The 24,155-nt window shown below is 59.5% G+C and carries 19 protein-coding genes; 8 read left to right on the forward strand and 11 right to left on the reverse strand.

Going from position 1 to position 24,155, the window contains the following annotated elements:
* Nucleotides 1–2: 2 nt before the first annotated feature.
* From CORAM0001_RS02155 to CORAM0001_RS02185, 7 genes are all read right to left on the reverse strand, one after another.
* Nucleotides 3–1,172, reverse strand: coding sequence for an acyl-CoA dehydrogenase family protein (locus CORAM0001_RS02155; RefSeq protein ID WP_005509952.1), 1,170 nt, complete (start codon nt 1,170–1,172; stop codon nt 3–5).
* A gap of 101 nt (nt 1,173–1,273) precedes the next feature.
* Nucleotides 1,274–3,361 (reverse strand): acetyl-CoA carboxylase biotin carboxylase subunit, encoded by a 2,088-nt coding sequence (locus CORAM0001_RS02160; protein WP_005509749.1) that lies wholly within the window; start codon nt 3,359–3,361, stop codon nt 1,274–1,276.
* A 54-nt stretch (nt 3,362–3,415) separates the two neighbouring features.
* Complete coding sequence (locus tag CORAM0001_RS02165) at nt 3,416–4,996, reverse strand: carboxyl transferase domain-containing protein (protein WP_005509862.1); 1,581 nt, start codon at nt 4,994–4,996, stop codon at nt 3,416–3,418.
* A gap of 305 nt (nt 4,997–5,301) precedes the next feature.
* Nucleotides 5,302–5,895, reverse strand: coding sequence for a TetR/AcrR family transcriptional regulator (locus CORAM0001_RS02170; RefSeq protein WP_005509755.1), 594 nt, complete (start codon nt 5,893–5,895; stop codon nt 5,302–5,304).
* Between the two features lie 198 nt (nt 5,896–6,093).
* On the reverse strand, nt 6,094–7,641 hold the full coding sequence (purH, locus tag CORAM0001_RS02175; protein ID WP_005510025.1) for a bifunctional phosphoribosylaminoimidazolecarboxamide formyltransferase/IMP cyclohydrolase: 1,548 nt from the start codon (nt 7,639–7,641) through the stop codon (nt 6,094–6,096).
* Nucleotides 7,638–8,291 carry a phosphoribosylglycinamide formyltransferase gene (gene purN, locus CORAM0001_RS02180; RefSeq protein ID WP_005510010.1) on the reverse strand — a complete coding sequence of 218 codons (654 nt, stop codon included), beginning with the start codon at nt 8,289–8,291 and terminating at the stop codon, nt 7,638–7,640. The genes purH and purN overlap by 4 nt, the downstream gene beginning before the upstream one ends.
* Before the next feature lie 57 nt (nt 8,292–8,348).
* Nucleotides 8,349–10,133, reverse strand: coding sequence for a cell division protein PerM (locus tag CORAM0001_RS02185; protein ID WP_040360879.1), 1,785 nt, complete (start codon nt 10,131–10,133; stop codon nt 8,349–8,351).
* Nucleotides 10,134–10,667: 534 nt separating this feature from the next.
* Here CORAM0001_RS02185 and CORAM0001_RS02190 point away from each other — a divergent pair.
* Both CORAM0001_RS02190 and CORAM0001_RS02195 read left to right on the forward strand, forming a co-directional pair.
* Nucleotides 10,668–11,375: a M23 family metallopeptidase gene (locus CORAM0001_RS02190; protein ID WP_005509833.1), complete on the forward strand. Its 708-nt coding sequence runs from the start codon at nt 10,668–10,670 to the stop codon at nt 11,373–11,375.
* 152 nt (nt 11,376–11,527) lie between these two features.
* Nucleotides 11,528–12,019, forward strand: a complete 492-nt coding sequence (locus CORAM0001_RS02195) for a hotdog fold domain-containing protein (RefSeq protein WP_005510020.1) — start codon at nt 11,528–11,530, stop codon at nt 12,017–12,019.
* A 21-nt stretch (nt 12,020–12,040) separates the two neighbouring features.
* Here the strand turns inward: CORAM0001_RS02195 and CORAM0001_RS02200 are convergent, their stop codons facing one another.
* On the reverse strand, nt 12,041–14,740 hold the full coding sequence (locus CORAM0001_RS02200) for a UvrD-helicase domain-containing protein (protein WP_005510037.1): 2,700 nt from the start codon (nt 14,738–14,740) through the stop codon (nt 12,041–12,043).
* 65 nt (nt 14,741–14,805) lie between these two features.
* Here CORAM0001_RS02200 and CORAM0001_RS02205 point away from each other — a divergent pair, with 65 nt between their 5' ends.
* Nucleotides 14,806–15,180, forward strand: a complete 375-nt coding sequence (locus CORAM0001_RS02205; protein WP_005509925.1) for a chorismate mutase — start codon at nt 14,806–14,808, stop codon at nt 15,178–15,180.
* A 24-nt stretch (nt 15,181–15,204) separates the two neighbouring features.
* On the opposite strand, the gene CORAM0001_RS02210 is transcribed toward CORAM0001_RS02205, so the two are convergent.
* Nucleotides 15,205–16,686, reverse strand: coding sequence for an NAD-dependent succinate-semialdehyde dehydrogenase (locus CORAM0001_RS02210; RefSeq protein WP_005510031.1), 1,482 nt, complete (start codon nt 16,684–16,686; stop codon nt 15,205–15,207).
* A gap of 201 nt (nt 16,687–16,887) precedes the next feature.
* Here CORAM0001_RS02210 and pgi point away from each other — a divergent pair, with 201 nt between their 5' ends.
* From pgi to CORAM0001_RS02235, 5 genes are all read left to right on the forward strand, one after another.
* On the forward strand, nt 16,888–18,525 hold the full coding sequence (pgi, locus tag CORAM0001_RS02215) for a glucose-6-phosphate isomerase (RefSeq protein ID WP_005509968.1): 1,638 nt from the start codon (nt 16,888–16,890) through the stop codon (nt 18,523–18,525).
* Between the two features lie 168 nt (nt 18,526–18,693).
* On the forward strand, nt 18,694–19,449 hold the full coding sequence (locus tag CORAM0001_RS02220) for a 3'(2'),5'-bisphosphate nucleotidase CysQ (protein WP_005509828.1): 756 nt from the start codon (nt 18,694–18,696) through the stop codon (nt 19,447–19,449).
* Nucleotides 19,450–19,465: 16 nt separating this feature from the next.
* The gene (locus CORAM0001_RS02225) at nt 19,466–20,302 is read left to right on the forward strand and encodes a thymidylate synthase (RefSeq protein ID WP_005509897.1); all 837 of its coding nucleotides are present in this window, start codon (nt 19,466–19,468) and stop codon (nt 20,300–20,302) included.
* Between the two features lie 23 nt (nt 20,303–20,325).
* Nucleotides 20,326–20,856, forward strand: coding sequence for a dihydrofolate reductase (locus tag CORAM0001_RS02230; protein ID WP_005509959.1), 531 nt, complete (start codon nt 20,326–20,328; stop codon nt 20,854–20,856).
* 98 nt (nt 20,857–20,954) lie between these two features.
* A complete protein-coding gene (locus tag CORAM0001_RS02235) occupies nt 20,955–21,233 on the forward strand; it encodes a mycoredoxin (RefSeq protein ID WP_040360882.1) in 279 nt (92 codons plus the stop codon).
* Between the two features lie 121 nt (nt 21,234–21,354).
* On the opposite strand, the gene CORAM0001_RS02240 is transcribed toward CORAM0001_RS02235, so the two are convergent.
* Together CORAM0001_RS02240 and CORAM0001_RS02245 are read right to left on the reverse strand one after the other, a co-directional pair.
* Complete coding sequence (locus CORAM0001_RS02240) at nt 21,355–22,764, reverse strand: NAD(P)H-quinone dehydrogenase (protein WP_005509786.1); 1,410 nt, start codon at nt 22,762–22,764, stop codon at nt 21,355–21,357.
* A gap of 75 nt (nt 22,765–22,839) precedes the next feature.
* Nucleotides 22,840–24,066 carry a M20 family metallopeptidase gene (locus CORAM0001_RS02245; protein WP_005510049.1) on the reverse strand — a complete coding sequence of 409 codons (1,227 nt, stop codon included), beginning with the start codon at nt 24,064–24,066 and terminating at the stop codon, nt 22,840–22,842.
* Between the last annotated feature and the right edge of the window lie 89 nt (nt 24,067–24,155).

The following is a 24,155-nucleotide window of genomic DNA, read 5'->3' on the forward strand; positions in this document are numbered from 1 at the left end:
TTTTACAGCCCCAATCCACGTGCGATCAGCATGAGCTGCACTTCGGTGGTGCCCTCGCCGATCTCCAGGATCTTGGAGTCGCGGTAGTGGCGTGCCACGCGGTACTCGTTCATGAACCCGTAGCCACCGAAAATCTGCGTCGCGTCGCGCGCGTTGTCCATCGCGGCTTCGGAGGCAATCATCTTGGCGATGTACGCTTCACGACGGAAATCTGCGCCCGCAGCCATCTTTGCGGCTGCGTCGTACCACGCCATACGTGCGGCATGCGCACGCGCTTCCATCCGAGCAATCTTGAAGGAGACGGCCTGGTACTCACCAATCGCACGGCCCATGGAGTGGCGCTCCTTGGCGTGGCGGACCGACTCATCAACACAGCCCTGCGCGGCACCGGTGGCAAGCGCTGCGATTGCAACACGGCCCTCGGCCAGAATGGACAGGAAGTTAGCGAAGCCGCGACCACGGGTGCCCAGCAGGTTCTCCTGCGGAACGCGGACATCGGTAAAGGTCAGTGGGTGGGTGTCGGAGGCATTCCAACCGACCTTGTCATAAGCCGGTTCCGCGACAAAGCCCTCCGTGCCACTCGGCACGATGATGGTGGAAATCTCCTTCTTGCCATCTTCCTTCTGGCCGGTGACTGCGGTGACGGTCACCAGCGAAGTAATATCCGTGCCGGAGTTAGTGATGAACTGCTTGGCGCCGTTGATGATGAAATCATCGCCGTCTTCGCGGGCTGTGGTGCGGGTGGCACCGGCGTCGGAACCTGCATCCGGCTCGGTGAGACCAAAGCCAGCGAGCTTCTTACCAGCAGTCAGCTCGGGCAGGTAGGTCTCCTTCTGCTTCTCATTGCCGAAGTGGAAGATTGGCATGGCGCCCAAACCAACGCCAGCTTCCAGGGTGATAGCGACCGACTGATCGATTTTAGCTAGCTCCTCCAGGGCAATACCGAAGGACAGGTAGTCGCCGCCCATGCCACCGACTTCCTCAGGGAATGGCAGACCGAACAGGCCCATCTCGCCCATCTGGGAGACAATCTCGTACGGGAAGGTGTGGTTGCGGTCGTGCTCGGCGGAAACCGGATCGACAACTTCATTGGCGAATTCGCGAACTACCTTCTGCAGTTCCACGTACTCGTCGTCGAGGATGGCGGTTGCAATCTTGGTGCTTTCAGACATGGTGCGTGCTCCTTGAAGTTTTGTAGGTGTGGGACCTGGTTGGTAAAAATCGTGTGTGCTGTGTATGAGTGCTTGTGCAGTCTGTGTGCTTGTGTGGTCTGTTAGTCCTCGGCCGCAGTGATGACCGCCAACTGCTGGTCACCGGTGACCTGATCGCCCGGCGCGACTGTGAAGCTGACCTCACCCGCAATTTCGGCGGTGAGAGTGTGCTCCATCTTCATGGCCTCCATGACCAACAGAGCATCACCAACTTCGACGCGGGCTCCCTCCTCCACCGACAACGCGATAATCGCGCCGGGCATCGGTGCTTGGATGACTCCCGAGCCACCGGCATCGGCTTCGGCACCGGTGGTGACTACCTCAGTGCGAGGCAGCACCCACGTGCCGTGAGCACCGGCGACAACGTATTCTTCATGGTTCACTGCCCCCGCATGGTCGATGGTCTCGACCAGGAAATGCTGTGCGACACCATCGCGGACGATGCGCAGATGTTCTCCGTCGCGGTAGACCGAGACTTTGTAATTTCTCGGTTTCGGAACGTCGATCTCTTCGTTCTCAGCCTCGGCAGACAGGCCCGCGACCACATCACCGACGATGACGTCGGCACTCGACGGCGTGCCCACAATCGAGATCAGACGTGAGTCCTCCCCCGTTCCGAAGCGGATGCGCTGCGCGGCAGGAGTACTGGCGCGCCAGCCATCCGGGGTCAGCCACGGCGAGTCGGTGGCTTCTTCAAAGCGGGAAGTCAGCCAGTCCATCGCGGCGGCGAGGTAGACATCGTCCGGTGTTCCGGAGGTGGCGAAGCCTTCCGCAACGCGGTCGAGCAAACCGGTGTCAAGATCGCCGGCGCGAACCTCGGGGACGTTCAGCAGGTAGCGACAAAAATCGATGTTGACCCCGACGCCTGCGACAACAGTGTCGCCCAGAGCCTTGTCCAGCCGCTCGAGCGCCTGCTCACGGTTTTCACCATGGGAGATGATCTTCATCAACATCGGGTCATAGAGCGAAGAAACCTCGGAACCATCGGTAATGCCGGAATCCACACGGATACCCGCCCCACTCGGCTCGACGACACGTGTGACCGTGCCACCGGTGGGCAGGAATCCCGCTGCCGGATCTTCGGCATAAACGCGGGCTTCAATCGAGTGACCGGTGAGTGTTACGTCTTTCTGGGTAACCGGCAGTGGGCGTCCCGAGGCGATGTCAACCTGCAGTGCCACCAGATCCAGGCCGGTGACCTGCTCAGTTACCGGGTGCTCAACCTGCAGACGCGTATTCATCTCCATGAAGAAGAACGACGACGGGTCCTTCGCTGGCACAATGAACTCCACCGTGCCCGCGCCGACGTAGCCAACCGAGCGGGCCGCGTCACAGGCCGCTTCACCAATCGCGCTGCGCGTTTCCTCATCCAGCAGCGGGCTCGGAGCTTCCTCGATGACCTTCTGATGGCGTCGCTGCAGCGAGCACTCACGCTCGCCCAAGTGGATTACATTGCCGTGTTTGTCCGCGAGAATCTGCACCTCGATGTGTCGCGGGGTGTCGACAAAGTGCTCGATGAACAGGGAGTCATCGCCGAAGGCACCCGCCGCTTCACGACGAGCCGTTGCGAGCGCAGCCGGTAGGTCAGCCGCGTTTTCCACGCGGTGCATACCCTTGCCGCCACCGCCTGCCGATGGCTTAATCAGTACCGGGAAGCCAATCGATGGGGCTGCCTCAATGAGGTCCTCGTCGCTAAGCCCTGGGCGAGACAGTCCCGGCACGGTGGGAACATCGCGGGCTTCAACGGCGGCGCGGGCGGAAATTTTGTCGCCCATGGTGTTGATGGCGCTGGCCGGTGGGCCAATGAACTCAATACCTGCTTCCTCACAGGCGGTCGCGAAGTCTGCGTTTTCAGACAGAAAGCCGTAGCCGGGGTGGATTCCGTCTGCGTCGCAGCGGCGAGCGGCATCGATAATCTTGTCGATGACCAGGTAGGACTCGCGCGCTGGGGATGGGCCAATGTGGATGGCCATATCCGCCATGCGGACGTGAGGGGCGTCGGCATCGGCATCGGAGTAAACCGCGACGGAGCGAATTCCGTTGTCACGAAGGGTTCGGATAATGCGGCAGGCAATCTCCCCGCGGTTTGCGACCAATACGGTACTCAGGCTGCCTCCAGCTGCGTGGGGCTGCGTGTTGTGCGCTGTCATGTGCCCTGTGTTTCCTTTCCAGAAAATGCGGTGTCGAGAGTTTTTAGCTGGTTACTACATGCGGAAGACGCCGAAGCCCTGTTCATCCAGGGGTGCGCCACTTGCCACATCGAGGGCCATGCCGAGAATTCGGCGGGTATCTGCGGGGTCGATGACACCGTCATCCCACAGGCGAGCCGATGAGTAATAGCAGTGCGACTGGCGCTCAAACTGCTCGCGAATCGGGGCCTCAAACTCGTCCTGCTCTTCCTGCGACCAGCTCTCACCTGAGCGTTCAATCTGGTTACGACGAACCGTCGACAGCGTCATCGCCGCCTGTGGACCGCCCATGACGGAAATGCGAGCATTCGGCCACATCCAGAGGAAGCGCGGCGAATATGCGCGACCGCACATGGAATAGTTGCCGGCGCCGAAGGCACCACCGATGACTACGGTGAACTTTGGCACGCGGGTAGTAGCCACGGCGTTGACCATCTTGGCCCCGTGCTTCGCGATACCGCCGGCCTCGTATTCGCGACCAACCATGAAGCCCGTGGTGTTCTGCAGGAATACCAGTGGGATGCCGCGCTGGTCACACAGCTCGATGAAGTGCGCGCCCTTCTGCGCCGATTCCGCGAAGAGAATGCCGTTGTTGGCGATAATGCCGACGCGGTGACCGTGGATGCGGGCGAAAGCAGTGACCAGGGTCGTACCAAACTCGGCCTTGAACTCCTGGTACTTTCCGCCATCCACGATGATTTCGATGACCTCGTGGACGTCGTAAGGCACTTTGGCATCGACGGGGACGACATCGTAGAGATCGGTCTGGTTGCGAGTCGGCGCGACGGTGGGTTCTGTGTCCCACGGAACTTCCGGGTCCTTGGGGAGCGTTGCGACGATATCGCGGACACGACGCAGCGCGTCGGCGTCGTTGACCGCCAGGTGGTCAGTAACACCGGAGGTCTTAGAGTGCAGTTCGCCACCGCCGAGTTCCTCCGGCGTGACATCTTCACCAGTTGCAGCCTTAACCAGTGGCGGACCTGCCAGGAAGATGGTGCCCTGGTTCTTCACGATGACAGCTTCGTCGCTCATTGCCGGCACGTATGCACCACCGGCGGTACAGGATCCCATCACGGCGGCAATCTGTGGAATGCCGCGAGCGGAGAGGTTGGCCTGGTTGTAGAAAATGCGACCGAAGTGATCGCGATCCGGGAAAACCTCATCCTGGTTGAGCAGCATGGCTCCACCGGAGTCGACCAGGTAGATGCACGGCAGGTGGTTGAGACTGGCGATCTCCTGTGCGCGCAGGTGCTTCTTAACAGTCAGCGGGTAATAGGTACCACCAGAGACGGTTGCGTCATTAGCTACAACCAGGCAGCGACGACCTTCGATAATGCCAATGCCGGCGATGACGCCAGCAGCCGGAACCTTACCGCCATACATTTCGTGAGCCGCTAAAGGTGCGACCTCAAGGAAAGGGCTGCCGGGGTCAAGCAGTTGGTTGATGCGCTGACGTGGCAGTAGCTTGCCTCGGGAGATATGGCGAGCACGAGCGCGTTCGGAACCACCGCGTGCTGTTGTGCTGAGCAGCTCTTTGAGCTCTGCAACGAGCTCTTCGTGGCGCTGTCGGTTGGTCAATGCTGAGGCGTGAGTCATGGGCGAAATACTTTCCGTTAATGACTATTAACTTTCTTGACGGAAAGATTAGTGTGACCCCAGTCACCTCACAACAAATTTTGTTTCCTAGACCACACTTCCACCCCCGGAAACCGTTCAGGCGGTTTGAAGTATGCACCCCTCCCCGAGGTCACGGCATGTTTCCAACAGAGATGTAAGTTTCTCCTAGAAATCTGTTTCGGGGGTGAATTCACTCAGATAAGGCCGACCGCACCGCACAAAAAACCGCCTGGCCCCACACTGCTGCGCGTAGTAAGGCCAGACGGCAGAAAAATGAATGCGGATTATTGGTTGTTAATGCCCAGCGCAGCGAGGGCCATCTCAAAGGCATTTTCCCTTGTCGCCTCGGGGCCCGCCCATTTGAGCACGTGCCTGGAGGAGTTAATCAACCCAGCGGTGAGCTGGACTTTAAGCTGCGCCTCATCGGAGGTGAGTTCGGGCTGTAGTTCACACAGAGCGTCCACCCATAAGACCATGTAAAGACGCTGCAAGGAACGCACTTTTGCGCTCTGCTCTGGCGCCAAATTTCCCCCTTCGCGTTCTTGGACCCGAATGCGATCGGGCTCCGTGACTGCAAAATGCACGTGATGCGCAAGGAGCCCCCGAAGCGTCTCCTCTGGAGCCCAATCATTGCTCTTTGCTCGATCGAGAACTGCTCGCGCACCATCGACAAGTCGGATAGAAATATCGATGAGGATCTGCGCCAACAGCTCTTCCTTGCCGCTGAAGTAGCGGTAAAGAGCTGGGCCAGAAATGCCGACAGCGGAGCCAACATCCTCCAACCGAGTCTGATGAAACCCTCGGTCGGCCAGGATCGCAGCAGCAGCGGAAAGAATCTCTGCTTCTCGACGCCGTCGCGCTTCGGTTCTACGTGACATAAGCCCTTATGTTAAACGCATTGGAGCCATTTCGTCTGCATAGTTTTCACCAGTACCTGCCCTCGGCGTGTGTTCATATAGACCACGGCTCGACGACAGACACGCATCCTCGCCCCCAGCTCCCCACACGTCCGGGCAGAGAAAACCGCCGAGGTGACAGTTAGCACCCCGACGGTTAGCCCTTAACCCAGTAAGGAATTAGTGGAAGAAGTGGCGAGTACCAGTCATGTACATGGTGACGCCAGCTTCCTTGGCAGCAGCGATGACTTCTTCATCACGGATGGAGCCCCCTGGCTGGACAACTGCCTTCACACCAGCATCAATCAGGACCTGCAGGCCGTCAGCGAACGGGAAGAAGGCATCGGACGCGGCGTAGGCCCCCTGAGTACGGTTTTCCCCGTCGGCAAGCGTATTTGCGCGCTCAACGGCGAGCTTTGCGGAGTCCACGCGGTTGACCTGGCCCATGCCGACGCCGACGGTGGCGTTGTTCTTGGACAGCAGGATGGCGTTGGACTTCACAGCGCGGACGGAGCGCCATGCGAATTCGAGCTCAGCCAGCTCTTCGGCGCTCAATGCCTCGCCGGCGGCCAGCTCCCAGTTCTCCGGCTTATCGCCCTCTGCCTGGTAGGTATCCGGCTCCTGGGTAAGCAGACCGCCCGAGATGAACTTGTTCTCTGCGGTCGGCGCCTCGTACTCGGCGACGAGAATGCGCAGATTCTTCTTGGCCTTCAGCACCTCAACAGCACCATCTTCGTAGGACGGAGCGACGATGACCTCGGTGAAGATGTCCTTGACCTGCTCGGCCATCTCAACGGAGACCTCGCGGTTGACGGCGATGACACCACCGAATGCGGACATCGGGTCACATGCGTGAGCTGCGCGGTGAGCTGCGGCGATGGACTCATCCGAGACTGCGATACCGCACGGGTTAGCGTGCTTGATGATTGCCACACACGGACGCTCGTGATCCCAGGCGGCACGCCATGCGGCGTCGGCATCCTGGTAGTTGTTGTACGACATCTCCTTGCCGTTCAGCTGCTTGGCGTTTGCCAGTCCCTTGGCACCAATGCGGGTCAGGGTTGCCGACTGGTGAGAGTTCTCGCCATAGCGCAGTGGAGTCGGAGCGGACCCCTCAGCACCACCGAGCTGTTCAACAAACCAGTTGGACACAGCCGCGTCGTATTCAGCTGTGTGCAGGAATGCGTCACGAGCGAACTCACGGCGCTGCTCGAGGGTGAAGCCGCCTTCCTTCACGGCGGTAGCGACATCGCCGTAACGAGCCGGGTCGACCACGATAGCAACCGACGGGTGATTCTTCGCCGCGGCGCGAACCATCGACGGGCCTCCGATGTCGATCTGCTCCACGCACTCGTCGTAGGAAGCTCCCGAGGCAACGGTCTCACGGAACGGGTACAGGTTAACGACAACGAGCTGGAAAGCCTCCACACCGAGCTCCTTCAGCTGAGCCAGGTGGTCTTCCTTGCGGGTATCAGCCAGAATGCCGGCGTGAACACGCGGGTGCAGCGTCTTCACACGGCCCTCGAGGCACTCCGGGAAACCAGTGAGATCCTCAACCGGGGTCACAGGAACGCCAGCTGCAGCAATCTTGCCAGCCGTGGAACCGGTGGAAACGATTTCCACGCCAGCCTCGTGCAGGTCACGAGCAAGCTCCTCGAGCCCAGTCTTGTCGTAGACGCTAATCAGAGCGCGCTTGATTGGTTTACGCTGCGTGTTGTCGTTGGTCATTTCAGATAAGCCTTTCGTCCGTCACGCTCAATTCCGTGATCGGCAATCGAGTGCAATACATCAACCAGGAGTCGGCGTTCGACAACCTTGATTCGTTCGTGCAGGGTCTCCACCGTGTCGTCGTCCTCGACGGCCACTGACTGCTGCGCCAGAATCGGCCCGGTGTCCACTCCATTATCAACAATATGCACGGTCGTGCCGGTGACCTTCACCCCGTAGTCAAGTGCATCCGGTACCGCACGCGCCCCTGGGAAGGACGGCAGCAGCGCAGGATGCGTATTAATGATGCGATTGCTGTAGGCCTCCACAAATGATGGCCCCAGAATGCGCATGAAACCCGCCGAGACAACGATATCCGGCGAAAAACTGCTCACGGCCTCTAAAACACGAATATCCCAACCTTCTCGGTCCTTCTTTGCCTCAGCATCGAAAGGCACCCGAAAAGTTGGGATATTGAGGTTTTGAGCCCTCTCCAGCGCCGGACAATCCTTGTCCGAACCAACCGCGACAATCTGAACCTTTTCAGCATCCAGCAGTTCCAGCATCGACTGCAAAAGGGAGCCCAGGCCAGAGGCCAGGACTACGATGCGGAGCTGCTTGCTGGAGGAATTATTGTGCGAAATTTCTGCGACGGGCTGTGCTTCAGTCACGGCGTTTAGCTTACCCAGCCCGACAGAGACCCCAAATTCCGCTCCCCCTAAGTTGGCTTAGCTCTTTTGGCTTGACGACGGTTTTCCGTCGCCGCCCTCCTCCGAGTCTTCGGTGTCCTCATCGGATTCGTCCTCTTCGGTCGCATCTACTTTGCTCGGTTCTTCTCCGTCCGCGGCGCTTTCCGAATCCTCTTCAGACTCAGCACCGGACTCTGATCCATCCTCTGTGCCGGACTCGGCTTCGTCTTCGGAGGTCGCTACGACTTCCCCGTCGACAATCTCCTCCGACTCCTCCGACTCCTCCGAACCGTCCGCGCCATTGTCGGACTTATCGGCGTCGCCGGCATCCTCAGCCTCAGCGTGACCGTCCCCATCTTCTGCAGGCTTCGGCGGGAACTTCTCAGCGGCCACTTCCGAGACACCCTTGTCCCTACCAAGTGACGGCACACCGGTCATCGCAACCACCACGATGGCCCCCGGAACAACCAGCCACATCGAGCCGAGCAGGCCAGTCAGCCACCAGGAGGCACCGGCCCACCCAAAGATGCCAACCTCACCGCCGAGCAGCCAAGCCAGCCCCATTAGGAACATGATCGACCACACGGCAGCGAGAACGACGACCAGGTAGGGCTGCTTCGGTGCAGATTTCTTCAGGAATGCCACGACGCGCCAAGCTGCAATGGCTGGCGGTAGCACAATCAGCACTCCGAAAGCCCAGTGCGCAAGCGACTGAGGCATGGCAGCCAAAATCGGCAGGGGCGGCAGCTGAGCCGGGTGCACTGCGAACAGCCCAGCCTCCGCAGGCCCAAAGGTCGATTTGCCGCCCACCAGCACACCGACAGCACCGAAGGCCACATTTGGCAGGTAGAGCAGCGAGAGACCGCTGACCGCAACACTTTCACCGGCCGTATCCGTGATTGCAAATGTCTCTGCCAGCAACCCTCGATGCCAAATCAGCGAAACGAGGGTCACCACAACACCGACCAGCCACAGCCATGCCACGTAGCTGCCCGCCAGTCGCGCCGACCCGAGCAACCACTCCGGTAGCTTACGGCGCAGCAGTAGTGCGCGCAGCAACCGCTGCCCCATCCCCAGCACCAAGGCCACGAGATTTACGAGCAGCGCGGCTGCAATCGCAAGGCCGAAACTGGGGGTTTGAATGCGGGGAAACACCTTCGACGCGTCGTAAAGCATGAGCCACGCGATGATGGTGAGCACAATGGGCGTACCCAGATACGCGCCGACCAGCGCGCGCACGTCCTTGATGCTGATGCGGTCAGCGACTTCGCGGCGTACACGCCAAGCGATGAACATCACCATCAGCACCGCAGGCAGTGCTGGCGTGAGCCCCAGCGTTGTGCCGTTAAAGCGGAACGGTGCGAGGTTAAAAATCATCCACATCGACGCGATACTCGCTGGAAGCGGAGACATTCCAGCGCCGCTCACGATGACGCCAATCAGAGCTACCGAGATGATGAACAGCAATACGACGCCGTACGAACCGGCAACAGACAGCCCAAACCGGCGTGCACGAGGCGAGTTGATGAGGCGACGGAAACCCGAGAACCGCCCCATGCGTGACGACGTCCCGGAGGCCCCCGCCTTCATCTTCGTAGCGGTACCTCGATTTACGCCAACCCCTTCGCTGCGCGCGCCCCCTGTTTGACCGGCTTGCGTATTCTGCCATGCGCGGGTGGTGCGTTCGCTGTGCTCGCTGCGGACGCCGCGGGAGCTGCCGCTGCTACCGCCGCCGGTGCGGCTTCGCCGATTTCGATCGCTACCGGAGGAACCTCTCCGCGAATCCGCGCCTTTCACAGTGGCATCGTCCTTCCTGCGTCTCATCGTTGGCGGCTGACTCCATACCTACATGGATAAGGTGGCGCGCACGTGCGCGTCACAGCCATGGCCATATAGTGCCATATATACAACGCCTCTTTGCTCAGGCATTGCAGAGTCTCGTTTGAAAGTGTGGAGCCCAGGACGGACGATATCCGTCGAGTCCGATACCCTTGCCATCCCCCCCCCAAAGTGGCTTCACCTTTGGTTTCCATTTGTCAACGCCGATGGGTTACCTTTTGCCACCCCCGCTGGCACACCTTTAGTTCGCGCGGCAACTCCTTGCCAATTTCCCTGCCCGCCCCCTCGATTAAGGGGCATCCGGCATAAACCCCCTGGCAACAAGCCGGTCGCGCTTCGACTGACCCGCGGTAGAAGACAACAACACCATGGTCACAACAGGGCTCTATTGAACTAAAACTGACAGGTTAGTGAACAAGTTCTCTAAAAATGAGTTGCTTGCCCTATATCGAACCGTTATTATCGCAAGGGTTAGATAACAGTTGGGTTACAAAGAGTTTTGTTGGCAGGGAGATTGAAGTGACGTTTTTCAATGCTCGTCGCGGAGGCGGAAAGCACCGCAAGGTAGAAGTTTCCGCAACTTCTCGCGCAGCACTGGTCGCACTGTCCGCATCGACTATCGCTTCCTCCAACGCGGTCGCCCACGCAACTGAGACCGAGAATAAGGCTCCAGAGAACTCAGCCTCTACTCAGACCCGCGCTGCTCAGCCGAAGAACAATGCTCCGATGGTGCTGGCTTCCAGCTCCTTCAGCCCGAGCACTAACCTCAGTGACCACCTCGCTACTGCCCTGCAGTACAACCAGGAGCGCGTTGCCCGCGATCAGGCCGCCCGCGCCCCGAAGCTCTCCATCCCGACCGTGGGGCTGCTGACCTCCCCGTTCGGTCCTCGCTGGGGCTCTTTCCACTATGGTGTCGACCTGGCTAACGTCACCAACACTCCAATCATGTCCGTCATGGACGGCACTGTTATCGATGCAGGTCCAGCTCAGGGCTACGGCCAGTGGATTCGCGTTCGCCATGACGACGGATCTGTTTCCGTCTACGGCCACATTGAGTCCATCTACGTTGCTGTCGGCGAAGCTGTCCGAGCCGGTCAGGTCATTGCCGGTATGGGCAACCGCGGCTTCTCCACCGGTACGCACCTTCACTTCGAGATCCACCCGGATGGCACCACCCCGGTCGACCCGGTGACCTGGTTCATCGAGCGTGGTCTGAGCCTGAACTAATCAGGTATCGGCACAGGTACGAGCAGGCCTGGTCGCTCTGCGAGGGCTCTACTGGTGCACCGGCCCCCTGTTCGACCGCGACTGCAAGCCTCGCCTGATTAATTTTTCAGAAACCGGCATCGCCGCCAGTACTGGGGCTTTACTCTTGACACATGGCAGAGACTCAAACATTCCGCATGTGGAAGAAGTTGGCTGCGACTCCAGTCGTCGGCAAGCGTTTATTTTCCTTAGCCGCCGCATTGACGGCGCCATATTTCCGCACAATCTGCCCCAAGCTAGAGACGATGGAGCCTGGACTGGCGGTAGCGCGCATGCCCGCTTGGTGGGGCGTACGTAATCACATTAAGTCCGTGCATGCGATTGCTGCATGTAACCTCGCTGAATTCGCGATGGGCATGCTCTGTGAGGCCAGCGTGCCAACAACGCATCGCTGGGTACCAAAGGGCATGACGACGAGCTACAAGCGCATCTCCGTTGGTGGGCTGACGGCTGTGGCCAAAGCTGAGTTGCCGGACTTCTCCACCATCACGCCAGAGACTGGTGGAGTGGATTTTCCCGTTCACATCGTGCTGACCGATGCAGGCGGCACCGAAGTGCAAGATGCCACCATCAACTGCTGGGTGACCGCGAAGAAGCCTAAGTAGCCTCCACGCGGTGGTCGTTTTCTACAGTTTCTCCATTGGCACACCGCCGATAAGCATCATGCGGACCTTACCTGCGGATCCAAAGTCAATCATCGCAGTTGCCCGAGGCGCGACCCCTTGGACTTCAAGCACAGTGCCTAAGCCGTACTTGTCGTGAACAACCTTGTCACCGGGCTCTAGGTGCAAGACCTGATTCTTCTTTCGGGATGACGTACCAGAGCTGGCGGATCCACCCGAGCCGAAGCCCGAGCTGGAGCCAAAGCCCGACGAGGTACCATGGCCACGACCAAACGCGCTGCCCGCGCCGTAGCCGCTAGAGCCAAAACCACCAGAACCGGCGCCCCAGCTTCGAGCCGGAGCCTCGCGCAGCCAATCGATCAGGTCGCTTGGGACTTCCCCCAGGAAACGTGAGGGCGGATTATTCTGCGGCGAACCCCACGAGGACCGAGTCACGGCACGCGTGAGATACAGCTGCTTGCGAGCTCGGGTAATACCCACATAGGCCAGACGTCGCTCTTCGGCCAGCTCCTTCGGATCGCCCAGGGCGCGTAGGTGCGGGAACAGTCCGTCTTCCCAGCCGATGAGAAATACCACCGGAAACTCCAGGCCCTTTGCCGTATGTAGCGTCATCAACGTCACTACACCGGTGTCATCATCCGGAATCTGGTCCGCATCCGCCACCAGAGAAACTCGCTCGAGGAATGCCTGCAGACTTCCCGGCTCCGCTTCCCCATCGTTGTCGAAGTCGGCCGTGAAATCACGCGCGAGGTCATTCGCGATTCCAGATTCCACCTCGGACTCGCCACTGGTATCAGCACCGCTTTCAGCATCAGCTGCAGCGCCAGAGCCTTCTTTTACATCAGCGCTAATATCCACCGACGACATCATTCGCGCCTCTGCAGAGAACTCCCGCGCAACGCTGACGAGCTCATTGAGGTTGTCCAGGCGTGTGGCATCTTGCGGATCATTGGAGCGCTCGAGCTCCGACTTGTACCCACTGCGATCAATAATCGCATTGACCAAGTCGCCGATATCAGCCAGTTCACCGGATGCCATATCCGCCGCCAAGCCATCAATCATCTCGACGAACGCCGCCATCGCATTTCGGCTCCGCGCCGCCACTGCCGACACCTTGCCCTCAGCTACGGCACGTAGCGCCGTGCCAAACGAGCACCTCTCGTCCTCGGCATAGAGCGACACATGCGCCACCGCACGGTCACCGATTCCGCGGCGCGGCGTATTGATAATGCGACGCAGCGAAACATCATCGTCGAAGTTCTCAATAACACGCAGGTAGGCGACAATATCGCGTACTTCCTTACGCTCATAGAACCTGGTGCCACCAACCACCGTGTACGGCACGCCCATACGGATGAAGACATCTTCTAGCGCACGGGAGGAATTATTGGTGCGGTAGAAAATCGCCACATCCGAATACGAGTACGGCCCGTAGTCGACCAATTGCTCAATCTCGTTAGCGATAAACCGAGCCTCATCGTGCTCATTGTCCGCCACGTAGCCCTTAATCTTGCCGCCCTCACCGAGATCGGTCCACAGCTTCTTCTCCCGACGGTTCTCATTGCGCGCAATCAACGCATTGGCCGCCGACAGAATCGTCTGCGTCGAGCGATAGTTTTGCTCCAGCAAAATCGACGTGGCCTCCGGATAGTCCTTCTCAAACTCCTCAATATTGCGAATAGTCGCACCACGGAAGGCATAAATGGACTGGTCCGAATCGCCCACCACACACAGCTCACTCGGAGGCACATCTCCACCGGGCTTGCCGACGAGCGTCGAGACCAAAACATACTGCGCATGGTTGGTGTCCTGGTACTCGTCCACCAACACATGCCGGAAGCGGCGACGGTAGTACTCTGCAACCTGCGGGTGACTGGTGAAGATCCGAACGACCTCACCGATTAGATCGTCAAAGTCCACGGCATTAGCCGCCCGCAGCCTGGTTTGGTACTCCAGGTAAACCCGTGCAACGACGTCATCAAAAGGATTGCGCGTCGTCGAGGCATCGGCGATGGCCTTCTCCGGATCAATCAACTCATTCTTGAGATTGGAGATACGCGACGAGAGCACGCGGCCGGTGAACTTCTTGGCATCCAGATCCATGTCCTTAGCGATCATGGACAGCAAACGCCGGGAGTCGTCCGAATCATAAATAGAGAAATTGGAATTAAGCCCCGGTACTAGCGCATGCTGCATGCGCAGGATGCGCACACACATGGAGTGGAACGTGGACACCCACATACGCTGCGCTTGGTCACCGACCAGACCAGCCACACGCTCGCGCATCTCAGCTGCGGCCTTATTGGTAAAAGTAATAGCCAAAATTTGGCTTGGCAGGACTCCACGCGCACCGATCAGGTATGCAATCCTGCGCGTCAGCACAGACGTCTTTCCCGAACCCGCTCCAGCCACAATCAACAGTGGTGAACCAATGTGTTCCACTGCTTGGCGCTGCTGCGGATTAAGCCCCTCTAACAGCGACTCTGAATCAAAACTGGGCTCGAAGCCGCCGCCAAAACCGCCGCCAAAGCTGGCAGCGCCACTCGGCGCGCTATTGCTACCAGCGCCGGCGAAGTGGCCGAACCCACCGCGGCCAGGCGTAGCACCGCCCGACTCACCGTGGTTCGAACCACTATGGCTATCGCCACTACGGCCATCGTCAGCATTGAAGGACCCGAACAGCATTCCAGTTTCATTTCCCATGATGGCTACTACAGTAGCCGAGCCCCCGGATTGGACTGTTCGAATCCTTTGGCACAATAAGAACTATGAGCGAAAACCCTGCGGACACTCCCGCCGCACACACCGATAACACCGACGGCGCTGAGCACAGCCAGCAAGCTGCGGCAGTATCCCCTTTTGAAGTCCGCACCCCCACCGGCACCGATGACCCGTTGAGCTCCGCGGAGATCGAACAGTACCGCAAGGAAATCAACCGCCTTGACGGGCTGATTATCGATGCCATTCAACGCCGCACCGCAATCAGTAAGGCCGTCGGCAAAACCCGCCTTGGATCTGGCGGCACGCGTCTCGTGCACGGCCGAGAGGTGCAGATTATCAACGAGTTCCGTGACGCACTTGGCCCAGAGGGCCCGGCGATCGCGTCAGCGCTGCTGCGCATGGGACGCGGCCGCCTGGGCTAACCCTCGCGCGAGCTACTCGCCCGGCTAGCCTTCCAGGGAAATCAGCTTTTCCTCTAGGAACTCATCGATACCGGTGAAGCCCCCCTCACGTCCAAGGCCGGACTGCTTGACACCACCGAACGGCGCCGACGGGTCCGACAGCGAGCCCTTATTGACCGCAACCATGCCGGACTCCAACGCCTCTGCCGCACTAAGCGCCTTGGTCAGGTTCTCACTGAACACATACGCAGCCAGACCAAAGATGGTGTCATTTGCCTGCTCAATCGCACGGTCGTCGTCCGTGAAGGTCGTCACCGCAACCACCGGACCGAAAATCTCTTCGCGGACAATATCCGCATCCTCGGGCACATCTGTCAGAACTGTGGGCTCGAAGAAGTAGCCGTCGGAAAGCGCGCCGCCGAGATCTGGAATCTTGCCGCCGCACTCGACCTTCGCACCACGCTTGACCGCATCGTCAACCAGATCACGAACCTTTTCCTGTTGATCGCGCAGCGCGAGTGGCCCCAGATCCGTCGCAGGGTCGGTGCCCTCGCCCAACTTCAGTTCCGCAAAACGCTTGACGACGCCCTCGACGAACGCATCCTTCTTGGATTCATGAATAATAAAGCGATTCGGGGCGATACACACCTGGCCGCCATTGCGGAGTTTGGCGTCATTGACTGCCTGCACAGCCTTATCGACATCGCCATCAGAGAGAATGACAAACGGAGCATTTCCGCCGAGTTCGAGGGAGACTTTCATCGAGGTTTCCGCGGCCTTCGCAGCGAGCATTTGGCCAACTTCGGTGGAACCGGTGAAGGTGAACTTGCGCAGGCGGTCATCGGAAAGCAGGTCAGAAACGTTGGCTGAGTGTCCTGTTGGCAGCACGGAGATCACGCCTGCGGGGACACCGGCCTCAATAAGCAGTTTGCCCAGGTAGAGCATGGTCAGCGGAGTTTTGGACGCGGGCTTAATAATGACCGGGCAGCCGGCGGCGAGTGCCGGGGCGATCTTGCGAGTACCCATAGCCAGCGGGAAATTCCACGGCGTAATAGCCAAAACCGGGCCGACCGGCTGCTTAATCACCGCGACGCGCGAAGATCCGCCCGGAGAGATTCGGTAATCACCGGAGATTCGCACGGCCTCCTCGGCGAACCAACGGAAAAACTCGCCACCGTAGCCGACCTCGGCCTTGGAATCCGGCAACGCACGGCCCATCTCCAGGGACTGCAACTGGGCCAGCTTGTCTGCATCCCGACGGATGAGTTCAAAAGCGCGGTAAAGAATCTCGCTGCGTTCGCGGGGCGGGGTTGCCTTCCACTCCTTCTGGGCTGCGACGGCGTCGTCAAGCGCCTGCTTCGCATCCTCCTCGGTGGCAGAAGCAACCTGGACCAGCGGATTATCTGTGGCGGGATTTATGACATCGAAGGTCTCGCCATTCGACGCAGGACGGAACTCGCCGCCGAGGAGAAGACCGGTAGGGACGTCCTTGAGAATGCTGTCGTAATCAGACGTGAAATCAGTCATATTTTCCAGGGTAGGTGCCTTTGCCGAAGCAGGCTAGGGGTCGTAGATCCCGAATAGTTGACGCATAAGCACAGCGGAATCGAGTTACTGGCAGATTGTGGTCACGCCTGGTCGCATCCTGCCGCCCGGCGAGAGCGCCAAAACGCAACTAGTCTGGGGATGTATAAAGTGCTTTTCGTCAAAAATCACCTGGGAGCAGGAATGACCGTAGATATCACCGCAACCGAACAGTGGGCTCAGCTGGCTAAGCGCGTGGACAATGTTCGCGCCACCTCGCTGCGTGAGCTTTTCGCCAATGAAGATGGCCGCACTGAGAAGCTGACTTTCGATGCGGGCACTCTCCACGTTGACCTTTCCAAGAACTTGATGTGCCTCGACGGTTTTGCCGAGCTGGTTGAGCTCGCTCGTGCAGCTGGCATCGAAGAAGCACGCGAGAAGATGTTCCGCGGTGACAAAATCAACACCACTGAAAACCGCTCCGTGCTGCACACCGCGCTGCGCCTGCCAGCAGAGGAAAATCTGACCGTCGGTGACCAGGATGTCGCTGCCGACGTGCATGAGGTGCTCGGCCGCATGCGCGATTTCGCTCGTAGCCTCCGCAGTGGAGACTGGCTGGGATACACGGGTCACACTATTAAGACTGTGGTCAACATCGGCATCGGTGGCTCCGACTTGGGCCCGGCAATGGTTACCAAGGCGCTGCGCACCTACGCCACTGCCGGCATTGATGCCCGCTTTGTCTCTAATGTTGACCCATCTGACCTGCAGGCGGTTCTGGATGAGGTCGATCCGGAGTCCACGCTGTTTATCGTCGCTTCCAAAACCTTCACCACACAGGAGACGCTCTCCAACGCTCACGCAGCTCGCCGCTGGCTTATCCAGCAGCTGGGTAGCGAAGAAGCCGTCGCCAAGCACTTCGTTGCCGTTTCCACGAATGCCGAAAAGGTCGCCGAATTCGGCATCGACACTGAAAACATGTTTGGCTTCTGGGACTGGGTCGGCGGCCGCTACTCCGTCGACTCCGCCATCGGCCTGTCCATCATGGCCGTCGTCGGCCCGATGGACTTCATGCGCTTCCTGCAGGGCTTCCGCGCAATGGATGAGCACTTCCTCAACGCTCCGCTGGAGCAGAACGTGCCGGTGCTGATGGGCATGCTGAATGTCTGGTACTCAAACTTCCTCGACGCCCAGTCGCATGCCGTGCTGCCCTACTCCGAGGATCTCTCTCGCTTCCCGGCGTACCTTCAGCAGCTCACCATGGAATCGAACGGTAAGTCCGTGCGTACCGACGGCAAGAGGGTGGACTACAACACCGGAGAAATCTTCTGGGGTGAGCCGGGAACGAACGGCCAGCACGCTTTCTTCCAGCTCCTTCACCAGGGAACTCGCCTGGTTCCAGCTGACTTCATCGGCTTTGCCCGCCCACGCCAGGATCTGCCGACGGCATCCGGCGAAGGTTCCATGCACGACCTGCTGATGAGTAACTTCTTCGCACAGACCAAGGTGCTGGCCTTCGGTAAGACTGCAGAAGAAATCCGCGCAGAGGGCGTTGCCGAGGAACTCGTGGAGCACAAGGTCATGCCGGGTAACCGCCCGACCACGACCATCATGGCTGAGGAACTGACCCCGGACGCTGTCGGTGCGCTGATTGCACTCTACGAGCACATCACCTTCGTCGAGGGAATTGTCTGGGGCCTGAACTCCTTCGACCAGTGGGGCGTCGAGCTGGGCAAGCAGCAGGCCGGCGACCTGTTGCCTGCAGTTACCGGTGAAGTGGCGCCTGATTCTGGCGACGCTTCTACCGATGCGCTGCTGACGTGGTACCGCGACAAGCGCTAACGTCTTCTGGCCAACTGGCCTAGATAGCTAACAGTCCGCCTTCGGCTTGAACTGATTCTCGCTGCGGGCGGACTTTTGTTATTTATATGGCCACTCGGTTGCGGTGAGGACGGGGCGCGGCATCCCGTCGTAAAGCGGGGTCGGGAAAAAGCGAATAGTATCTAAGTCATGTCTGCCTACATTGAAGATGATGTTCTTGCCTATCGACTTGCCGTGGGCGCCAGTGAGATTCTCAAGGGTGTCCGCAACGTAGGCCTGCTGCGTGGTCGCATTCTGGGGGATGCCGGCGACGCACTGGCACAGGAGTGGATCGCCCGCGTACTGGAGCAGCACCGTCCGGACGACGGACTGCTGTCGGAGGAAGCCGCGGATAACCGTGAGCGCCTGGACTCAAAGCGGGTGTGGATTATTGACCCACTCGATGGCACGCGTGAGTTCGCTTCGGGGCGCCAGGACTGGGCAGTTCATGTCGCGCTGGTAGAGGACGGTCAGCCGACCCACGCGGCTGTTGGTCTGCCGGATCACGGCCAGGTTTTCCACACTGGTGAAGCAAAGGCCGTGCAGGGGCCGCGCGCGGGCAAGATTGTCGTTTCGCGTACTCGCCCACCGGCTGTGGCGAAGTACGTCGCTGACAAGCTGGGCATGGAGCTGGTAGAGATGGGCTCCGCTGGCGCGAAGGCAATGCACGTACTGCTCGGTGACTTCGACGCCTACATCCACGACGGTGGTCAGTACGAGTGGGACTCGGCAGCGCCGGTTGGTGTCGCTAAGTCCGCAGGACTTTTTGCCAGCCGCCTCGACGGCTCCGCGCCGACCTACAATAATGTCGATACTTTCCTGCCGGATATGCTGTTCTGCCGACCGGACCTGTCGGAGGAGATTCTGGCGGCGGTGAAGGAATTCAAGGATCAAGAGCAGAAGTAGGTAAGCTAGGGCGGCTATGACCGACTCCACTGACATCACAACACAGGCTCATCAGGGCATTAAGACTCCGTATGAGGATTTGCTGCGCGAAATTCTCGCTGACGGAGCAGCTAAATCAGACCGCACGGGCACGGGCACTCGCTCGGTGTTCGGCCGCCAACTGCGCTTTGATCTGAGCGAGGGCTTCCCACTGATTACCACTAAAAAGGTGCACCTGAAGTCCATCGTGTATGAGCTGTTGTGGTTCCTCCGCGGCGATTCGAACGTCCGGTGGCTCCAGGACCGCGGAGTGACTATTTGGGACGAGTGGGCAGACGACGACGGCGACCTCGGCCCGGTCTATGGCGTGCAGTGGCGCTCCTGGCCCACTCCAGATGGGCACCACATCGATCAGATTGCACAGGCGCTGGAGACTCTGAAGTCCAACCCGGATAGCCGCCGCAACATCGTCAGCGCCTGGAATGTCTCCGAAATCTCCAATATGGCGCTGCCGCCGTGCCATCTGCTGTTCCAGTTCTACGTCGCAGATGGCAAGCTCAGCTGCCAGCTCTACCAGCGCAGCGCGGACATGTTCCTGGGCGTGCCGTTTAACATCGCTTCCTACGCACTGTTGACGCACATGATGGCGCAGCAGGCGGGCTTGGATGTTGGTGAGTTCATCTGGACCGGTGGTGATTGCCACATCTACGACAACCACATTGAACAGTGCGAACTGCAGGTCTCCCGTGAGCCACGCCCCTACCCCACGCTTAAGCTTCGGAAGGCCGACAGCATTTTCGACTACGCTTACGAGGACATTGAGGTCATCGGCTACGACCCGCATCCTCTGATTCGCGGTCAGGTGGCTGTCTAAGTCAGCGAAAGGTGAGTGTCGACATGAACGAGTCCACCGCTTCCACCAGCGCACGACCCCCGTTTGTAGGGATGATTTGGGCGCAGTCTCGAGCCGGCATTATCGGCGACGGTGCGACTATGCCCTGGCATCTGCCTGAAGATCTTCAGCATTTCAAAACAACGACGATGGGCGCACCTGTCATCATGGGGCGTCGCACGTGGGACTCGCTGAATCCCAAGTTCCGACCACTCCCCGGTCGTCGAAACATCGTCCTTTCACGATCCGTGTCCGATTTCCCCGGCGCCGAGTCCGCAACCAGTCTCGAAGCCGCGCTCGCAGCCGTCGCCGACGAGCCCGCGGCTTGGATTATCGGAGGCGGGCGTGTCTATCGCGATGCACTTTCGCTTGCCGACGAATGCGTGGTCACCGACATTGATACTGATGTCAGTGTCCCGGTACCGGTCATGGCCCCCGACCTCTACGACTGGGTTCGCGTCGAGGATGGCCCATGGCAGACGTCAACGACCGGCCTACGCTACCGCTTCTGCACGTGGCAGCGTCTAGAGGATTAGCTTTGATGCCTGTCTAGCAAGGCTCTGAGGTGGGGCTACTGTCCGGTGGAAGTATTACGCAATGGAATATCGGTTCTGGTCCGCGCGTTGACCTAAGTATGACTGATGTGAAGACTCCACAGACCACCGAACACGTGACCATTTACGCCGCGGCCTGGTGCCCTTTCTGCCAGAACCTCATTGCTGGCCTGAAGGAAAACGGCACTCCGTTTGAGGCTTGGGATGTCGAAAAGCACGAGGACCTTTCGAAGTGGGTTGAGTCCGTCAATGACGGTAACCGCGTTGTGCCGACTGTGCTGTACTCCGATGGTGAGCACGCCACGAATCCGTCTGTGGAGGAAGTCACCGCTAAGTACACTGAACTCTCCAGCAAGTAAGCGCAGCATAAGCGCATCGGTACGTTCTTATTGCACAGCCAAAAAGCCGAGCCCCACTTTCGGGGCTCGGCTTTTTTAATTACGAGTGCGGCCGGTCATGCTGCCAGTCGCGATACCAGCACTACTCCAGATCGTCGTGTGCCATCAGCTGACGAGCAGCTTCGGTAATCGAACCAGACAGTGACGGGTAGACAGAGAAGGAGCTTGCCAGGTCATCGACGGTGAGCTGGTTGGAAACACACACCGCAATTGGCAGAATCAGCTCCGAGGCGGTCGGAGCGACCACCACACCACCGATAATCATGCCGGAGTTCTTACGGCAGAACAGCTTGACGAAACCGTGGCGCAGCGAGCGCATCTTCGCACGCGGGTTACCTGCCAGCGGGAAAACCTCAACACGAGCGGAGACCTCACCGGACTCAATCTGAGCCTGGGAGACACCAACAGTCGCAATCTCCGGGCGGGTGAACACTGCCGAGGAAACGGTGCGCAGGCGAATTGGCGAAACACCTTCACCGAGGGCGTGGTACATCGCAATACGACCCTGCATAGCTGCAACGGAAGCCAGCGGGAACAAATCGGTACAGTCACCGGCAGCGTAGATACCCGGCACGTTGGTGCGGGAAACACGATCAACGTGAATGTGGCCAGACGGGGTCATTTTCACACCGCTGGCATCCAGCCCCATATCCGCAGTGTTCGGAATCGATCCGACGGTCATCAACGCGTGGGAGCCGAAGACCTCACGGCCGTCGGAAGTGACGACGCGAACGCCGCCGTCCTCAGTGCGTTCGACAAGATCACAGCGGGCGTTCTTCACAACGTCCACACCGCGCTCCAGCAGGACCTCCTCCAGGGCATCTGCAGCGTCAGCATCCTCGTGCGGCAGGATGCGGTCACGCGAAGCGACCATGGTGACCTTCACACCCAACTCGGTGAACGAGGATACGAACTCCGCACCGGTAACACCAGAACCGACCACAATGAGGTGCTCCGGCAGCTCCTCCAGTTCGTAAACCTGACGCCAGGTCAAAATACGGTCACCATCAGGAATCGCACCCGGCAGAATACGTGGGGACGCACCGGTGCAGACCAACACCAGGTCGCCTTCAAGAGTGACCTCGCCGCCCTCGAGCAAGTCGACGGTGACGTAGTGAGTTACACGGCCCGGGTCGTGGTCATCGAGACGACCACGACCCTGCAGCATCTTGATGCCCTCACGCTCCATCTGTGCGCGAACATCGTCAGACTGCTGCTGTGCCAGGCGCTTAACGCGCTCGTTGACCGCAGTGAAGTCGATTTTACGCTGGGAGAAGTCCGGGCGAAGACCCATCTCGTCCGCACGGCGCATATCGGTACGAACGCCCGTCGCCGCGATGAAGGCCTTAGAGGGAACGCAATCCCACAAGACGGAAGAACCGCCCATACCGGCATCCTCAACCACAGTGACTTCAGCACCGTACTTGGCGCCAACCAGCGCTGCTTCGTAGCCGGCTGGGCCGCCGCCAATGATTACGATCCTCTGTGCCACAAATCCTCCAAAGTTGCCGTGGATATCACAATGTAACTACCGCGGGAGGCATTTTCCCCGCTTTGCCCCCATAGTCTAACGGACAGTCATGGTTGACTGCGCGCCGTCCTCGTAGCGAGCAACAATGCCAGCGAAGAGTTTCACACCAACGCCCAGGCAACGCTCGTCCACGATTAGGTCATCTCGGTGCAAATCGTGCTTGTCTCCGCGGCCGGACCAGCAACCCAAACGAGCCATCGCACCCGGGACGTGCTCGAGATACCAACCGAAGTCCTCGCCGCCGGACGACTGTGGGGCCTGAATGACAGCATTCTCGTCCACTCGTCGCACCGCTTCCGCAATCAGGGCGGTGCAGTATTCGTCGTTAAGCACAGGCGGCACGCCACGCTCGTAGTTGATGGTGCAATCGGCGCCGGTCGGAGCGAGGACCTGTTCAATCAGGTCGCGCACCAGTGGATCGATGTCGCGCCAGGTCTTGATGTCCGCGGTGCGCAGGGTGCCACTGACGCTGCCTTCCGACGGAATCGCGTTGTGCGCATACCCGGAGTGAACGGAGCCAAACGTGAGCACGGTGCCAGTGCGCGGGTCGACGCGTCGCGACAGCAAGCCGGGCAAATCGACAATCAATTTGCCCAGTGCATAGACAACATCGGCTGTCATCTGCGGACGGGAGGTATGCCCGCCCGGGCCATGCACCTGAATCTCCAGCGTGTCGGCCGCAGAGGTGATGGCGCCTGTTCGAACGCCGACGTGACCGACGCGCAGTTTCGGCTCACAGTGGACGGCAAAAATACGCTCAACGCCATTGAGTGCACCGGCAGCGATAACCTCGGGTGCACCGCCAACCATGACTTCCTCGGCAGGTTGGAAAATGAAACGCAGCGGCGTCGGCAACGTGTGCTTTTCGTGGTACTCGGCCATAGCCAGTGCCGTCGCGAGCGTGATCGCGGTGTGGAAATCATGCCCGCAGGCATGCATGACGCCGTCGTTGGTGCTGGCAAACCCCAGTCCCGTAGCTTCCGTTATCGGAAGGGCGTCCATGTCCCCACGAAAGGCGAGACGCCCTGGGCGTTCGCCGCCTACTTCACTGTCGGCAAGTTCATCTTCACCAATGTCAACCATCAGGCCGGTGTTGGGAAACAGCACTGGTTTCAGCCCTGCAGCACGCAGCTTCTCCTCCACAAAAGCCGTGGTGGCGTGCTCCATGTGAGATAGCTCTGGGTGCGCATGAAGATGCCGCCGCCACTCGAGAATCTCGTTCGCGTGCTCGGCCCACCAGTGCTTAATAAACTCCTCAATCACAACTCTCCAGTGTAAGCGCTCCACCGACAGGCCGTAACAAGAGGCCTACCGACGACTGCGCCAGCGACAGCAGTGGCCGGCAAGCGCTT

This window comes from Corynebacterium amycolatum SK46 (assembly GCF_000173655.1).
Classification (GTDB): domain Bacteria; phylum Actinomycetota; class Actinomycetes; order Mycobacteriales; family Mycobacteriaceae; genus Corynebacterium; species Corynebacterium amycolatum_A.

Bases quoted from the DNA above. Each gene is read 5' to 3' on its own strand.
- pgi (WP_005509968.1), top strand. From the start codon at position 16,888: ATGACCGTAGATATCACCGCAACCGAACAGTGGGCTCAGCTGGCTAAG.
- CORAM0001_RS02155 (WP_005509952.1), bottom strand. From the start codon at position 1,172: ATGTCTGAAAGCACCAAGATTGCAACCGCCATCCTCGACGACGAGTAC.
- CORAM0001_RS02185 (WP_040360879.1), bottom strand. From the start codon at position 10,133: ATGAGACGCAGGAAGGACGATGCCACTGTGAAAGGCGCGGATTCGCGG.
- CORAM0001_RS02235 (WP_040360882.1), top strand. From the start codon at position 20,955: ATGACTGATGTGAAGACTCCACAGACCACCGAACACGTGACCATTTAC.
- CORAM0001_RS02200 (WP_005510037.1), bottom strand. From the start codon at position 14,740: ATGGGAAATGAAACTGGAATGCTGTTCGGGTCCTTCAATGCTGACGAT.
- CORAM0001_RS02220 (WP_005509828.1), top strand. From the start codon at position 18,694: ATGTCTGCCTACATTGAAGATGATGTTCTTGCCTATCGACTTGCCGTG.
- CORAM0001_RS02165 (WP_005509862.1), bottom strand. From the start codon at position 4,996: ATGACTCACGCCTCAGCATTGACCAACCGACAGCGCCACGAAGAGCTC.
- purH (WP_005510025.1), bottom strand. From the start codon at position 7,641: ATGACCAACGACAACACGCAGCGTAAACCAATCAAGCGCGCTCTGATT.
- CORAM0001_RS02170 (WP_005509755.1), bottom strand. From the start codon at position 5,895: ATGTCACGTAGAACCGAAGCGCGACGGCGTCGAGAAGCAGAGATTCTT.
- CORAM0001_RS02195 (WP_005510020.1), top strand. From the start codon at position 11,528: ATGGCAGAGACTCAAACATTCCGCATGTGGAAGAAGTTGGCTGCGACT.
- CORAM0001_RS02205 (WP_005509925.1), top strand. From the start codon at position 14,806: ATGAGCGAAAACCCTGCGGACACTCCCGCCGCACACACCGATAACACC.
- CORAM0001_RS02230 (WP_005509959.1), top strand. From the start codon at position 20,326: ATGAACGAGTCCACCGCTTCCACCAGCGCACGACCCCCGTTTGTAGGG.
- CORAM0001_RS02160 (WP_005509749.1), bottom strand. From the start codon at position 3,361: ATGACAGCGCACAACACGCAGCCCCACGCAGCTGGAGGCAGCCTGAGT.
- CORAM0001_RS02210 (WP_005510031.1), bottom strand. From the start codon at position 16,686: ATGACTGATTTCACGTCTGATTACGACAGCATTCTCAAGGACGTCCCT.
- CORAM0001_RS02225 (WP_005509897.1), top strand. From the start codon at position 19,466: ATGACCGACTCCACTGACATCACAACACAGGCTCATCAGGGCATTAAG.